At 72.0% G+C, this 14,728-nt stretch carries 12 protein-coding genes; 5 read left to right on the top strand and 7 right to left on the bottom strand.

Features of this window, described 5'->3' with window-relative positions; genetic code table 11:
- Positions 1 to 670, top strand: a 670-nt coding sequence (locus PLL68_RS02315) for a methyltransferase (RefSeq protein ID WP_324531271.1), incomplete at its 5' end; no start/stop codon positions are given.
- Positions 660 to 3,185 (top strand): polynucleotide kinase-phosphatase, encoded by a 2,526-nt coding sequence (locus PLL68_RS02310; RefSeq protein ID WP_324531270.1) that lies wholly within the window; start codon positions 660 to 662, stop codon positions 3,183 to 3,185. The genes PLL68_RS02315 and PLL68_RS02310, both read left to right, overlap by 11 nt.
- An 18-nt stretch (positions 3,186 to 3,203) precedes the next feature.
- Here the strand turns inward: PLL68_RS02310 and metF are convergent, their stop codons facing one another.
- Entirely contained in the window at positions 3,204 to 4,109 is a 906-nt protein-coding gene (metF, locus tag PLL68_RS02305; RefSeq protein WP_324531268.1) for a methylenetetrahydrofolate reductase [NAD(P)H], read from the bottom strand.
- Between the two features lie 102 nt (positions 4,110 to 4,211).
- Here metF and PLL68_RS02300 point away from each other — a divergent pair, with 102 nt between their 5' ends.
- Positions 4,212 to 5,297 carry a polyprenyl synthetase family protein gene (locus PLL68_RS02300; protein WP_324531267.1) on the top strand — a complete coding sequence of 362 codons (1,086 nt, stop codon included), beginning with the start codon at positions 4,212 to 4,214 and terminating at the stop codon, positions 5,295 to 5,297.
- Positions 5,298 to 5,340: 43 nt separating this feature from the next.
- On the opposite strand, the gene PLL68_RS02295 is transcribed toward PLL68_RS02300, so the two are convergent.
- Together PLL68_RS02295 and PLL68_RS02290 are read right to left on the bottom strand one after the other, a co-directional pair.
- Positions 5,341 to 6,357: a serine hydrolase domain-containing protein gene (locus PLL68_RS02295; protein ID WP_324531265.1), complete on the bottom strand. Its 1,017-nt coding sequence runs from the start codon at positions 6,355 to 6,357 to the stop codon at positions 5,341 to 5,343.
- A 67-nt stretch (positions 6,358 to 6,424) separates the two neighbouring features.
- Positions 6,425 to 6,835: an Rv2175c family DNA-binding protein gene (locus tag PLL68_RS02290; RefSeq protein WP_324531263.1), complete on the bottom strand. Its 411-nt coding sequence runs from the start codon at positions 6,833 to 6,835 to the stop codon at positions 6,425 to 6,427.
- Positions 6,836 to 6,936: 101 nt separating this feature from the next.
- Here PLL68_RS02290 and pknB point away from each other — a divergent pair, with 101 nt between their 5' ends.
- Entirely contained in the window at positions 6,937 to 8,907 is a 1,971-nt protein-coding gene (gene pknB, locus PLL68_RS02285) for a Stk1 family PASTA domain-containing Ser/Thr kinase (protein ID WP_324531261.1), read from the top strand.
- A gap of 8 nt (positions 8,908 to 8,915) precedes the next feature.
- Positions 8,916 to 9,836: a DMT family transporter gene (locus PLL68_RS02280; RefSeq protein WP_324531259.1), complete on the top strand. Its 921-nt coding sequence runs from the start codon at positions 8,916 to 8,918 to the stop codon at positions 9,834 to 9,836.
- 90 nt (positions 9,837 to 9,926) lie between these two features.
- Here the strand turns inward: PLL68_RS02280 and PLL68_RS02275 are convergent, their stop codons facing one another.
- From PLL68_RS02275 to macS, 4 genes are all read right to left on the bottom strand, one after another.
- Positions 9,927 to 10,973: a threonine aldolase family protein gene (locus tag PLL68_RS02275; RefSeq protein ID WP_324531257.1), complete on the bottom strand. Its 1,047-nt coding sequence runs from the start codon at positions 10,971 to 10,973 to the stop codon at positions 9,927 to 9,929.
- Positions 10,974 to 10,978: 5 nt separating this feature from the next.
- Positions 10,979 to 12,331: a class II 3-deoxy-7-phosphoheptulonate synthase gene (locus PLL68_RS02270; protein WP_324531255.1), complete on the bottom strand. Its 1,353-nt coding sequence runs from the start codon at positions 12,329 to 12,331 to the stop codon at positions 10,979 to 10,981.
- A 426-nt stretch (positions 12,332 to 12,757) separates the two neighbouring features.
- The gene (locus tag PLL68_RS02265) at positions 12,758 to 13,540 is read right to left on the bottom strand and encodes a response regulator (RefSeq protein ID WP_324531253.1); all 783 of its coding nucleotides are present in this window, start codon (positions 13,538 to 13,540) and stop codon (positions 12,758 to 12,760) included.
- Positions 13,537 to 14,724, bottom strand: coding sequence for a MacS family sensor histidine kinase (gene macS, locus PLL68_RS02260; RefSeq protein ID WP_324531251.1), 1,188 nt, complete (start codon positions 14,722 to 14,724; stop codon positions 13,537 to 13,539). Before macS ends, PLL68_RS02265 begins: the two co-directional genes overlap by 4 nt.
- Positions 14,725 to 14,728: the final 4 nt, after the last annotated feature.

The following is a 14,728-nucleotide window of genomic DNA, read 5'->3' as shown; positions in this document are numbered from 1 at the left end:
GGAAGACTCGTGCGCGACACCGACATCGGATGCCGTGGAGCCGGCAGCCTCGCCCCTCACCACCGAGCGCACCCCCTTGAACCGCCAACGGCACGATGCCGTCCTCGCCGAGCTGCTCGACCTCGGCGTGAGCTCGGTGATCGACCTCGGCTGCGGCCCCGGGGCCTTCCTCGAGCGCCTCGTGCGCACTCCCTCCTTCACCAAGGTGGCCGGCAGCGACGTGTCGACGAGGTCGTTGCACCAGGCTGCCCGCCGCCTGCACCTCGACACGATGACCGAGCGCCAGGCCGACCGGGTCGAGCTCTTCCAGGGTGCCCTGACCTACGAGGACCCGCGCTACGCCGGGTTCGACGCCGCCGTGCTCATGGAGGTGGTCGAACACGTCGACCCGAGCCGCCTGCCCGCCCTGGAGTCGGTCGTCTTCGGCACCGCCTCCCCCGGTGCCGTGCTCGTCACCACACCCAACCGGGAGTACAACGTCCACTACGACGGCCTGACCGGAATGCGGCATCCCGACCACCGCTTCGAGTGGGACAGGGACGAGTTCGCGACCTGGTGCGCGCGCGTGGCGGCCACCCACGGGTACTCGGTGGTGATCCGCGGCATCGGCGATCCCGAGGCCGCCACCGGCCACCCGACCCAGCTGGGGGTGTTCACCCGTGACGCCTGAGACGAGCGACACGACCGAGGTGCGCGTCCCGGCATCCGGGCTCGTCGTGCTCGTCGGGGTCTCCGGCAGCGGCAAGTCGAGCTTCGCCCGAGAGCACTTCCGCCCCACCGAGATCGTGTCGAGCGATGCCTGCCGGGCGATGGTGTCCGACGACGAGAACGACCAGAACGCCACACCGGACGCCTTCGAGCTGCTCAACCACATCGTCGGCACGAGGCTGCGCCGGGGGCTGCTCACCGTCGTCGACGCCACCAACGTGCAGTCCAAGGCCCGGGCCGAGCTCGTCAGCCTGGCCCGCCGGCACCACGCCCTCGTCGACGCCATCGTGCTCGAGGTGCCCGAGACCGTCGCCGGGCGGCGCAACGCCGGGCGTGCTGACCGCGACGTCGGGATGCCGGTCGTGCGGCGCCAGCAGCGAGACCTCAGCAGGTCGATGAAGCGCCTGCGCAAGGAAGGGTTCCGGCGGGTGCACGTGCTCGACGCTGGTGGCGCACCACCTCGGGTGCAGATCGTGCGCGAGCGTCCGTGGAACGACCGGAGCGAGGTGCACGGCCCGTTCGACATCATCGGCGACGTGCACGGCTGCCTCGGTGAGCTGCGCACCCTGCTCGAGGACCTCGGGTGGGCCCTCGATTTCGACGATGCCGGTCGTGCCGTCGGTGCTTGCCACCCGCAGGGTCGGCTCGCCGTGTTCGTCGGCGACCTCGTCGACCGCGGGCCGGACTCCCCCGGCGTCGTGCGGCTCGTCATGGGCATGGTCGAGCAGGGCAGCGCCCTGTGTGTCTCGGGCAACCACGAGGCCAAGCTCGTGCGGGCGCTGCGCGGCACCACGGTGACGGTCTCGCACGGGTTGGCGCAGTCGCTCGAGCAGTTCGGCCGCGAACCCGACCAGTTCCGCGCCGACGCACTGGCGTTCATGGACGGGCTCGTCGCGCACTACGTCCTCGACGACGGCCGCCTCGTCGTCGCCCACGCCGGCCTGAAGGAGGAGTACCACGGGCGGACCTCCGCCCGGGTGCGGGCCTTCGCGCTGTACGGCGACACCTCGGGCGAGACCGACGAGTACGGCCTGCCGGTGCGCTACCCCTGGGCGCAGGACTACCGGGGCAAGGCCATGGTGGTCTACGGGCACACCCCCGTGCCGAGCGCGCAGTGGCTGAACAACACCATCTGCCTGGACACCGGCGCGGTGTTCGGTGGCGCGCTCACCGCGCTGCGCTACCCCGAGCGCCAGATCGTCTCGGTGCCTGCGCAGCAGCAGTGGTACGAACCGATCCGGCCGCTCGGTGTGCCGAGCACCGACCGGCAGCCCTCGGTGCTGCGCCTCGACGACGTCTCCGGGACGCGCTGGCTCGACAGCACCCGAGCCGGTCGGGTCAAGGTCGAGGAGGAGAACGCAGCGGCTGCGCTCGAGGTGATGAGCCGGTTCGCCGTCGACCCCCGCTGGCTGGTGTACCTGCCGCCGACGATGTCACCGGCGCGCGCCTCCACCCGCGAGGGCTACCTCGAGCACCCGCAGGAGGCCTTCGACGAGTACGCCGGGTGGGGGGTCACCTCGGTGGTGTGCGAGGAGAAGCACATGGGCTCGCGCGCGATCGCCGTGCTCACCCGCGACGCCGCGGTCGCGGCCCGGCGCTTCGGCATCGACGACGGCACCTGCGGCCGGGTCCACACCCGCACGGGTCGGCCGTTCTTCTCCGACACCACGCCCCTCGTCGAGTCGCTGCGGGATGCCGTCGCGCCCCTGTTCGCGTCGCTGGACACCGACTGGGTCGCCCTGGACTGCGAGCTGCTGCCCTGGTCGGCCAAGGCCCTGGACCTCATCACCGACCAGTACGCCTCGGTCGGGGCGGCCGCCCGGCACGCGCTGCCGGCCGCGCTCGCCGGTCTCGACGCGGCATCCGGTCGCGGCCTGGACGTCGAGGACCTGCGACGGCGCACCGCGGACCGGCACACCAACGCGCTCGCCTTCCGCGACGCCTACGCGGCGTACGTGCGCCCGACCGACGGGCTGGACGGGGTCACCCTGGCCCCCTTCCAGGTGCTCGCCGTCGAGGGGCGCCTGCTCGCCGAGACCCACCCGCACCCGTGGCACCTCGCCCAGCTCGCCGGGCTCGACAGCGACCTCATCACCCCGACGCGGCACCGGATCGTCGACCTGACCGCGGACCGGGAGCGCGAGGATGCCGTGCGCTGGTGGGAGGAGCTCACGGCCGCCGGTGGGGAGGGCATGGTCGTCAAGCCGGCCCACGTCGTCACGGGGCGGGCCCAGCCGGGGCTGAAGGTGCGTGGCCGCGAGTACCTGCGGATCATCTACGGCCCCGACTACACCGATGCCCTGCCGCTGCTGCGCGAGCGCAACCTCACCCACAAGAGGCGCCTGGCGCTGCGCGAGCACGGGCTGGGGCTCGACGCGCTCGCGGGGTTCGTCGCCGATGACCCGCTCTGGCAGGTGCACCAGCAGGTGTTCGCCGTGCTCGCGCTGGAGTCGGAGCCGGTCGACCCCCGGCTGTGAGCGGGGGTGGGCGCGGCCTCAGAGGCTGAGGTTCTCGTAGACCTCGAGGGTCGCCGTCGACCGGTTCATCGTGATGAAGTGCAGGCCCGGCGCGCCCTCGTCGAGCATCCGCTGGCCGATCTCGGTGGCGATCTCGACGCCGACGGCGCGCACCGCGGCCGGGTCGTCCTTGACGGCCTCGAGCCGCTCGATCACCGCAGGCGGCAGCGGCGTGCCCATGAGCTCGGACATCCGCTGGATCTGCTTGAGGTTGGTGACCGGCATCAGGCCGGGGGTGATCGGCAGGTCGCGGCGTGCAGCGACGAGGTCACGAAAGCGCAGGTAGCTGTCGGCGTCGAACACCATCTGGGTCACCGCGAAGCTCGCCCCGGCATCCGCCTTGCGCACGAGCACGTCGACGTCGTGCCCCAGGTCGGGGCTGTCCGGGTGCACGTCAGGGAAGGCGGCGACGCCCACCGTGAAGTCGCCGAGGCCGCGGATGAGGGCGACGAGCTGGTCGGCGTGGTCCAGACCCTCGGGGTGCGGGGTCCACTGGCCGCGCACGTTGCCGGGCGGGTCACCGCGCAGCGCGAGGATGTTGCGGACTCCGGATGCCGCGTACGCGCCGACTACCTGGCGCACCGCCCGCTTGGACGCCCCGACACAGGTGAGGTGGGCCAGCGGGGTGAGGGTCGTCTCGTCGGCGATGCGGCCGGTGACGCGCACGGTGCGGTCCTGGGTCGTGCCGCCGGCCCCGTAGGTCACCGAGACGAAGGCCGGTCGCAGCCGCTCGAGGTCGCGGATGGCCGTCCAGAGCTGGGCCTCGGAGGCGTCGTCCTTGGGTGGGAAGAACTCGAAGCTGATCGAGGGTCGAGGCTGCGCCAGACGGCCCGGAATCGATGCCACGAGGTGCGCCGGCCGCCCTCCGCCTCCGTAGTGCGCCATGGCGGTGAGGGTAGTCCAGCGCCCACGCCGTAGGCTCTGGGGACCCAGCATCTGACCATCGGCGCGAGGTGCGCCGCCCGGTCAACCCCCAGGAGGAACCCCGTGGCCAGCCCGCTCGACACCGCAGACCTGCGGCACCGGGTCCAGGACTGCCTCGACGCCGAGCTCACGACCCAGGCCGCCGTGCTCGCCGAGCTCGGGCCGGACGTCGACGAGCTGGTGACGGCCATCTCGGCGCTGCTTCGCGGGGGCAAGCGCCTGCGCGCCGCCTTCCTCTACTGGGGCCACCGCGCGGCCGGCCGCCCCGACTCCGACGCCCTCATCCGGCTCGCCAGCTCGATGGAGCTCTTCCAGGCGGCCGCACTCATCCACGACGACGTCATGGACGACTCCGACACCCGTCGCGGGATGCCGGCCGCCCACCGTGCGTTCGCGAGCGCCCACGGCGGGCGTGGCTGGGGAGGCGACAGCGACCGGTTCGGCCTGGCCGGCGCGGTGCTCGCCGGAAACCTGTGCCTGACGTGGACCGACGAGGTGTACGCCACCTGTGGACTCTCAGAGAGTGACCTCGCGCGCGGGCGCACCGTCTTCGACCGGATGCGCTCCCAGCTCATGGCCGGGCAGTTCCTCGACGTCGTGGAGTCGATGCGCCCGTGGGACGGGCTGCCCGCGGCCGAGCGCATCGAGCGGGCCGACCGGGTGATTCGCTACAAGAGCGCGAAGTACTCCGTGGAGCACCCGCTGCTCATCGGGGCCACGACGGGTGGCCTGGACGACGCGGGCGTGGAGGCGCTGTCGCGCTACGGGCTCGACCTCGGCCGGGCCTTCCAGCTGCGTGACGACCTGCTCGGGGTCTTCGGCGACCCGCAGGAGACCGGCAAACCCGCCGGTGACGACCTGCGCGAGGGCAAGCGCACCGTGCTGCTCGCCCATGCGCTGGCCGGTCTCGACGCCGGCGGTCAGGCAAGGGTGGAGTCGCTCGTCGGCCGCGCCGACCTGGACGCGTCGCAGGTCGAGGAGTTGCGCGCCACGATCGTCGGGTCGGGTGCGGTGGCGCGGCTCGAGGACGAGATCACCCGGCTCGCGGATGCCGCGACGAGCGCCCTCGGGGACGCCACGTCGATCGGTGACGAGGCTCGTGCGGCCCTGCTCGACCTCGTCGGCATCACCACCGCCCGCACCGCCTGACCCCCGTTCCGACTGACCCCCGTTCCGCCTGACCCCCGGGCCGCTATCGCGCGAGCTCGACGTCGATGTCGCGTGCGAGGGTCGCGATCACCGGCCAGGCGCCCTCGGAGCTGTTGCCGAGGACGCTCACGGTCGTCCGCGACTCGTCGAGGTGGGTCGACCGGAAGGAGACCCCCGCGTCGTAGCCCTCGATGATCAGGGCTGGGTGCGAGCGGTGCAGCCAGAAACCCATCGCACTGCGCATCCCCTCCTCGGGCACGTCGTGCCGAGCCGCGGTCATCCGGGCGAGCGTGGCCGGCGAGACGATCTGCCCCGCCGTCAGGGCCCCCCAGAACCGGTGCAGGTCGGTGGCCGTGGTGAAGGCGCCGCCGTCACCGGCGGCGAGCACCGGCAGGTGCAAGGTGTTGACGAGGTTCCCCTCGGGGTTCAGGTAGCCCAGGGCCACGTCGCCCGGCAGGTCGTTGAGGGGAAGGAAGCCGGTGTGCTCCAGGCCAGCGGGCTCGAGCACGAGGCGGCGCACGACGTCGTGGTAGCCCTGCCCGGTCGCCCGCTCCAGCACGACGGCCAGGACGGCGTAGTCGCTGTTGCAGTAGGTGAACCGCAGCCCGGGCTCACCTCGTTGCGCATGCCCGTCGAGCATCGGCAGGAAGGCCTGCGCCGTGGTGAGGGTGTGCACCGGCAGCGTCATGACGAACTGCGACGGGGACCAGCCGCCGTCCTCGTCGAGGTAGTCGCCGATCCCTGAGGTGTGCTCCAGCAGGTGCTCGATCGTCACGCCGTCGTCGACGAGCGGGAGGTCGTCGCCGAGCCACTCGCGCACCCGGTCACTGAGCCCCAGCACACCCTGCTCGACGAGGCACATCACGGCCAGGGCGGTGAAAGCCTTGCTGCCGCTGGCGATCCCGAACCGGGCATCGGCCGTCATCGGCACCCCCAGCGCCCGGTGCACGAAGCCCTCGCACCGCTCGAGGACACGGCGGTCGCCGACGTCGACGGTCACCACCCCGGTGAACGCCTGCGCGGCCACCGCGTCATCGAGGGCCTGCTCGTCGACCACCACGTGCGGCTCCTTCCGGAAACCCCCATCGTGGCGCAGCCGCTGCCCCGGCGGAAGGGTCAGCCCGCGGTCAGAACGCTTCTTCCATGGCGCGGCGGCGCACCTCGGTCTTGAAGCCCGCGTGGATGGCGTTGAGCGGCGTGCCCGGCACGGGAAGCGTCTCGTCGGGCGTGTGCAACCAGCGAATGATCTCGATGTCGGTCATCCCGCCGTCCGCCAGCACGGTGAACGTGCCCTTGAGGGCGTGGTGCGGCCCCTCGTCGGTGAGGAAGCCCGCCGGAACGGCCACGACCCGCCGCTCCCCGATGCGGTGGGAGAGCAGCTCACGGTCCTCGATGAGCCGGCGCACCGTCGACAACGGCAGACCGAGGCGCTCGGCGATGTCCGGAACGGTCAGCCACTCCCCGACCAGTGCCTCGAGGTCAGCACCGGGTGCGGCTGCTGCGGCGTCGTTCGTCTCGCTCTGCGGGGTCTCGTTCACGGCGCTTAGCGTGCCACAGCACCCGTGTCCGGCGGGAGGACACACCTGCGACGGGGCCCTCAGATGACGGATCGCAGCCCGGATCTACGTACACTCCTACGGTGTCATCCAACGGCGACGCGCTCATCGGGCGCACCCTCGACGGGCGCTATCGAGTGCTCCGTCGACTCGCCGACGGCGGAATGGCCACCGTCTACCTGGCCCTCGACGAGCGCCTCGGTCGCGAGGTGGCGCTGAAGGTCATGCGTGAGCACCTCGTCCACGACGAGAGCTTCGTCACCCGCTTCCACCGCGAGGCGCGCTCGGCGGCATCCCTGTCGCACCCCAACGTCGTCGCCGTCTACGACCAGGGTCGCGACGGTGACGTCATGTTCCTCGTCATGGAGCACGTTCCTGGGTTGACCCTGCGTGAGGTGATGCGCGAAGAGGGGGCCCTCACCCCGCGCGCCGCGCTCGACATCCTCGAACCGGTGCTGCTCGCCCTCGGCGAGGCCCACGCCAACGGCCTGATCCACCGTGACGTCAAGCCCGAGAACGTCATCATCAACGACAACGGCACGGTCAAGGTCGCCGACTTCGGTCTGGCCCGAGCCGTAACCAGCCAGACCGTCACGAGCACGTCCGGTGTGCTGCTCGGCACCGTCGCCTACCTCTCCCCCGAACAGGTGGAGCGGGGCATCGCTGATGCCCGCAGCGACGTCTACGCCGCCGGGCTGATGCTGTTCGAGATGCTCACCGGCACCAAGGCCGTCACCGGCGACACGGCGATCCACGTCGCCTACCAGCACGTCCACGGAGGGATGCCGTTGCCCTCCAGCCGGGTGCCAGGCCTCGACCCGGCGCTGGACGACCTCGTCGCCGCCGCCACGGCCCGCGACCCCGACCACCGGCCCGCGGATGCCGCGGCCCTGCTCACCATGCTGCGGCGCACCCGGGCCCTGCTGTCCCCCGCAGCCCTGGACTCACGACCCGCCGGCGCCGAGGCGCTCGCGGCTGCCGCCCTGCCGACCACCGCCGCCGCCTCCCCGGCCGCGACCGCCGCCCTGCCGATGCCCGGAAGCCATTCCGCGACGGCATCCGGCAGCGTCACGACCCGCCCGCACACCGACACCCGGGCCCTTGCCCTGCCCGCCTCGTCCCCCTCTCCTCCTGCCCCGCTCGAGGGCAGGGTGGTCGTCGGTGGAGGCCGATCGGGTGGGACGCGACGCTGGTGGCCAGCCATCGCGGCATCCGCCCTCATCGCCGCCCTGACGGCCTGGTTCTTCATGCTCGGTCCGGGCGCGATGGCGACCGTCCCCTCGGTGCTGGGTCAGACCGAGGCCGCCGCCGTGGCTGCCATCGACGACGCGGCGCTCACCCCGACCGTGACGCAAGCCTTCGACGAGGTCGTCCCGGCCGGCCAGGTGATCTCCACGGACCCGGGTGCCGGCGACACGATCCGGCGCGGTGCCGGGGTCTCCGTCGTCGTGTCGAAGGGGCCGGAACGCTACGAGGTGCCGCCCGTGGTCGGGATGACCCTCACCGAGGCGACGGCCAGCATCGCCGAGGTCAACCTCGTCGTCGGCGAGGTCGAGGAGGTCTTCGACGAGACCGTGCCCAAGGATGAGGTCATCTCGGCCGACCCCGGGCCCGGTGCCAGCCTGAAGAAGGGCGTCGAGGTCAACCTCACGGTGAGCAAGGGCCGCAAACCCATCGAGGTGCGCGACTACACCGGCAAGGACGCCGCCGCTGCGCAGAAGTCGCTCACCGACCTCGGGCTGAAGGTCGACGCCAGCAAGGAAGAGAACAGCGACACGGTCGCCAAGGGCATGGTGATCAGCCAGAGCCCGAACGACGGCACCCTGTTCAAGGGCGACACCGTGACGCTGGTCGTCTCCAAGGGCCCGGTCATGGTCGACGTCCCCAACGTGGTCGGGCAGCAGGTCGACCAGGCCCGCGCGGCGCTGGAGGCCGCGGGCTTCAAGGTCACCGTTCGCAAGGCCCTCGGCGGGTTCTTCGGCACCGTGCGACTGCAGGAGCCGGGCAGCGGCCAGGCGCCCAAGGGCAGCACCATCACCCTGACGATCGTCTGAGCGGCGCCATGACTGCTCCCGCCGGGCGGACCCGGCTCGCCACGCTGCTGCTCGTCGGCGTCACCGCCGTGTGGGGCTCGACGTTCTTCCTCATCCGCGACCTCGTCGAGACCGTGCCCCCGGCCGACTTCCTCACGGTGCGCTTCGGCATCGCCGCCATCGTCATGTTCGCGCTGTTCCGGCGCCAGACCCTGGCACTCAGTCGCCGCGACCTGCGCATCGGGGTCGTTCTCGGGGTGCTGTACGGGTCTGCGCAGGTGCTGCAGACGATGGGCCTGCAGCACACCGACGCGTCGGTCTCGGGCTTCATCACGGGCACCTACGTCGTGCTGACCCCGGTGCTCGGGGCGGTGCTGCTGCGCGAGCACATCCGGCCGGTGACGTGGGCTGCCGTCGCCCTGGCCACGGCCGGGCTGGCGGTGCTGTCACTCCAGGGGTTTGCCGTCGGGGCGGGCGAGGCGCTGACCCTGTTCTCCGCCGTTCTCTACGCCGGCCACATCGTCGCCCTCGGACGGTGGTCGACGGCGCAGGCCGCGGTCGGTCTGGCCACCGTGCAGGCTGGGGTGATCACCGTGGTCACGGGCGTCGCCGCCGTCCCGGGCGGGCTGACCCTGCCTGCCGACGGAGGGCAGTGGGCATCGCTGCTGTACATGGCGCTCATCGCCGGTGCCGGTGCGCTGTGGTCGCAGACCTGGGCGCAGGCCCACCTCACGGCGACCCGGGCGGCCATCGTCATGGCCCTGGAGCCGGTGTTCGCCGCGTTCTTCGCCGTGCTGCTCGGCGGTGAGAGCCTGACCCGACGCATGTTGATCGGCGGCGCCATGGTGGTGACGGCGATGTACCTCGTGGAGCTGAAGTCGACCCCGCGCGACCCGGACGCCACCGCCGCGGAGGACCCTCCGGTCGAAGCCCTGCACCACGACGTCTGACCGAGCAGACTCGACGTACCGCGTACCTCGAGTGACCTATTGGTCGATCTCGGTACGCCAACGCCCGTGCAGGCTCGTGCCCCGAGCGTCCTATTGGTCGATCTGGGTACGCAGGAGGGTCGTCGCGGCGTCGATGGCGGCGTCCGTGCCCGCGTCGTCGACGTCGAGGTGCCACACCAAGCGCACCCGACCCGGCCCGACGGCATACGTGCGCACGCCCTGCTCGATGAGGGCGGCGACGAACGCCGGTGCCCGCCAGCCGAGCGCACCGACGTCGAGCACGACGATGTTCGTCTCGACGGTCGCGGCGTCAACCGACGCAGGAGCCGCCTCGGCACACGCCGCGGCGAAGCGCGCAGCCCGGGCGTGGTCGTCGTCGAGACGATCGAGGTGGTGGTCCAGGGCGTGGATGCCGGCCGCCGCCAGGATGCCGACCTGCCGCATCCCCGCCCCGTACCGCTTGCGCCAGATCCGGGCCTGCGCCATGTGCTCCGCCGAGCCCACGAGCACCGAGCCCACCGGGGCACCGAGCCCCTTGGACAGGCACACGCTGACCGTGTCGAACTGCTCGCCGTATGCCGTGAGCGGCACCCCGGTCGCGACGTGGGCGTTCCACAGCCGCGCCCCGTCGAGGTGCATCGCCACCCCGAGGGGCTGGGTGGCTGCCCGCACCTCACGGATGGCCTCGATCGGCTGCACCGTGCCGCCACCGAAGTTGTGGGTGTTCTCCAGCACGACGAGCGAGGTCTCGACCTGGTAGGGCCCGACCCCGGTCGTGACGAGCGACATCGGCCCCGCCGGGTCGAGCAGCCCGCGCTCGCTGGGCCAGGACCGGCTCGTGATGCCCGAGAACGCCGCCGCCGCCCCGAGCTCGGCACGCAGCACGTGCGCCAGCTGGTCGGCCACGAGCTCCTGGCCGGGGCCGACGTGCAGGCGCAGCCCGAGCTGGTTGGCCAGGGAGCCGGTCGGTGCGAACAGCCCGGCCTCGTGACCGAGCAGCGCGGCGACCTTGTCCTCCAGCGCCCGGACCGTGGGGTCCTCGCCGAAGACGTCGTCACCGACCTCGGCGTGCGCCATGGCCTGGCGCATGGCCGGGGTCGGCCGGGTCAGGGTGTCCGAGAGCAGGTCGGCGCGCACCGAGGTCAGTCCTGGTTCAGCATCTCGGCGACGAGGAACGCCAGCTCGAGGCTCTGCTGGTGGTTCAGGCGCGGGTCGCACACCGTCTCGTAGCGCAGGTTCAGGTCGGCGTCGAGGATCTTCTCGGACCCACCGATGCACTCGGTGACGTCGTTGCCGGTCAGCTCGACGTGGATGCCGCCGGGGACCGTGCCGAGGCCACGGTGCACCTCGAAGAAGCCTTCGACCTCCTCGACGACGTCGTCGAAGTCGCGGGTCTTGTAGCCCGACGCCGACTCGAAGGTGTTGCCGTGCATCGGGTCGCACACCCAGGTGATCGAGGCACCGGATGCCGTGACCTTCTCCACGATGGTCGGCAACGCCTCACGGATGCGGCCCGAGCCCATGCGGGTGATGAAGGTCAGGCGGCCGGGCTCACGCTGCGGGTCGACCTTGTCGATGATCCGCAGGAGGTCGTCGGTATCGACGTTGGCCGACACCTTGATGCCGACGGGGTTGCGCACGGAGGCGACGAAGTCGATGTGGGCGCCGTCGAGGTCGCGGGTGCGCTCCCCCACCCACACGAAGTGCCCGGACGTGTCGTAGAGCTCACCGGTGCGCGAGTCGACCCGGGTGAGGGGCCGCTCGTAGTCGAGCACGAGGGCCTCGTGGGCGGAGAAGAACTCGGTGGTGCGCATCGCCTCGAAGTCGGCACCACAGGCGTTCATGAACTTCATCGCCTTGTCGATGTCCTTGGCGAGCCGCTCGTAGCGCGCGTTCGCGGCGTTGGCGACGAAGCCCTTGTTCCAGTCGTGGACGTGGCGCAGGTCGGCGAACCCACCGGTGGTGAAGGCCCGCACGAGGTTCAGCGTGGCGCTGCTCGCGTGGTACGCCCGCACGAGTCGCTGGGGGTCGGGGGTACGCGACTGCGGCGTGAAGTCGAAGTCGTTGACCATGTCGCCGCGAAACGCCGGGAGGGTCACGCCGGCGCGGGTCTCGAAGTTGCTCGACCGGGGCTTGGCGTACTGCCCTGCCATCCGGCCGACCTTGACGACGGGCACCGACGCGCCGTAGGTGAGCACCGCCGCCATCTGCAGGATCGTCTTGACCCGGTCACGGATGTTGTCGGCCGTGGCGGAGGCGAAGGTCTCGGCGCAGTCGCCGCCCTGGAGCACGAAGGCCTCACCGCGGGCGACGGCGGCCATCCGCTCGCGCAGGACGTCGCACTCGCCGGCGAAGACGAGCGGCGGGTAGCTGGCCAGGGTGGCCACGGCCTCGGCGAGTGCGTCGGCGTCGGGCCAGACCGGCTGCTGGGCAGCGGGGAGTTCGGCACCGGCGGCGAGCCGCTGGCGGGGGTCTGGTGCGGTGGTCGTGCTCACCGGGCAAGGATAGGTCCAGTGCGGCGCCCGCCTGCGTCTGCCCGTATGCCGGTCGCGCCCGCATCCGTTCAGGCGGACGCGGCCTCCGCCCTCGCCGGGCGGCCAGACTCCGCGAAGACCCGCTCCTTTTCTGAGAGAGCGGACCTGGGGTCTGCTGTACGGGTCGTTGCGTCGGGCAATGAATTCCTTCACTCATGCAACGAGCCTGCACGCACCCCCTCCCGGGGCTGATCCGCAGCCTTTTGCCCCCGAGGCCTGTCGGGGGTTCGTTGCGTCGGGCAAGGAAGTCCTTGTGCGACGCAAGGGCCCTCAGCAGCACCCCTATCGGGTCGCCCTCAGCGAATCAGGCGCAGGGAACCAACGCGTCGACGGAGGCCCACGTGTGGACGCAGCGCCCCGGGACCCGTGACCGAGCCGTCGCCGCGCTCAGTCCTGCGCGGAGCCCTCGTCCTCGAGGCCGCGGGCCAGCGCGAAGCGCACGAGCTCGACCCGGTTGTGCAGGTGCAGCTTGCCCAACGTGTTCTGCACGTGGTTCTGCACCGTGCGGTGCGACAGGAACAGCTCGGCCGCGATCTCCTTGTACGACATGCCCGTGGCGACGAGGCGAAGCACCTCGGTCTCGCGCTCGGTCAGCTCGGGGATGGGGCGGCGGCGCTCCTCAGCAGCAGCCCCGGCAGCCGTGGCACCGGTGCCGGACACCTCGGATGCCGTGGCGGTCGCCGACGACGACCCGTCGGCCATCCGGCGGAACTCCCCGAGGACGAGCCCGGCGAGCCCCGGCGTGAACACGGCCTCCCCGCGGGCGGTGGCGTGCACGGCATCGACGATGTCCTGTGCGGATGCCGACTTCACGAGGTAGCCGGTGGCTCCCGCCTTGATCGCCGCGAGGACGTCACGCTGCTCACCGCTCGCGGAGAGGATGAGCACCCGGGTGGGCAGGTCACCGAGGGCGTGGCACACCTCGTCACCGCGCATCCCCGGCAGGTTGAGGTCGAGGACGAGGACGTCGGGCCGGGTCGCGCGGGCTCGGCGCACGGTCGACGGGCCGTCGGTGGCCGTCGCGACGATGCGCAGGCCCCGCTCGGTGAGGTCCCGCTCCAGGGCCGAGAGCCACAACGGGTGGTCGTCGGCGACGAGGACGGTCGGCGCAGCGTCACCCGGGGCCGACGCGGAGGGTGACCCCCCGGCATCCCTTGGGGTCGTGGTCATGCTCGCTCCTTGACGGTTCGCGGAATGGTCATCCGGACCACGCACCCTCCGCCGGGGCGGGTGGTCCACGTGACGGTGCCGCCGAGGTCCTCGATGCGGCCGCGGATGGATGAGCTGACCCCGAGACGGCCCCGATCGGCGGCATCGAAGACATCGGCGAGCTGCGCGCCCACCCCGTCGTCGCGGATGGTGACCTCGAGGCCCGAGGAGTCACCCTCGAGCAGCACCCACGCCCGCGCACCCGGCCCGGCATGACGGTCGACGTTGTCCAGGGCCGCGGCGAGCGCTGCATCGACCTCGTGGGCGACGAGCACGTCGACGAGCACCGGGTCGGCCGGCACCGCGACGGTGACATCGGGGCGCTCACGGGCCGTGAGGGCGATCCGCAGGTCGGTCTCCTCCCCGTGAGCCGCCCGCAGGTCGGCGACGGCACCGCCCGCGTCGGGCGCCCCGGTCCCGGACACAAAGCGGCGCAGCGAGCGCTCCTGCTCGGCAGCGATCGCGGCGAGGTCGGCGGCCTCGCCCCCGATGTCCTCGCCGCGCCGGTGGATGTAGGCCAGTGACTGCAGGACGCCGTCGTGGACGACGCGGGCGATGCGTTCGCGCTCGTGCAACCGCTCGCGCTCGAGCAGCACCTGCTCCTCACCCTCGAGGCCACGGCGGGCGAGGTCGACCGCCAGGCCGATGAGGCCGCCGAGGAGCACGAGCAGGACGATGTTGTGGATGGTCGTCTGGGTCGGGCGGCCCACCTCGATGAGGTCGGCGATGGCGATCACCGCCGCCGCGATGAGCCCTCCGCGGGCGCCGGCGACGACGGCCCCACCGGCGACCGAGCCCGCCGCCCAGATCGTCGGCAGGGTGAACTGCCCCGCGGCGATGGACTCGGGGGTCTCGGCGAGCAGGGTGGCCAGGATGCCGGCGACGGCGATCGACACCTCGACGACGACGACCCCGACGGTGCGGCGCCGGTAGAACAGCAGGCCGACCGACCAGGCGAGCATGACGGCGAGCACCACCACGGCCACCCAGGGCCGCACCATCGTCTCGTGGCGCTGCCAGGCCAGCCACGCGGCATACAGCGTGGCGAGCGGGCGGTAGACGTCGAGCCCGCGGTGGAAGGACTCCACCACGACGGGCTCGCGACGTCCCGTGCGCTCCGAGCTCGGCCCGAGCACCCCCACCACGACC

Origin of the sequence: Ornithinibacter sp. (assembly GCF_035443565.1) — a bacterium.
In the GTDB taxonomy this organism is placed as follows: domain Bacteria; phylum Actinomycetota; class Actinomycetes; order Actinomycetales; family Dermatophilaceae; genus Fodinibacter.
This window is presented reverse-complemented; position numbering and strand designations above follow the sequence as displayed.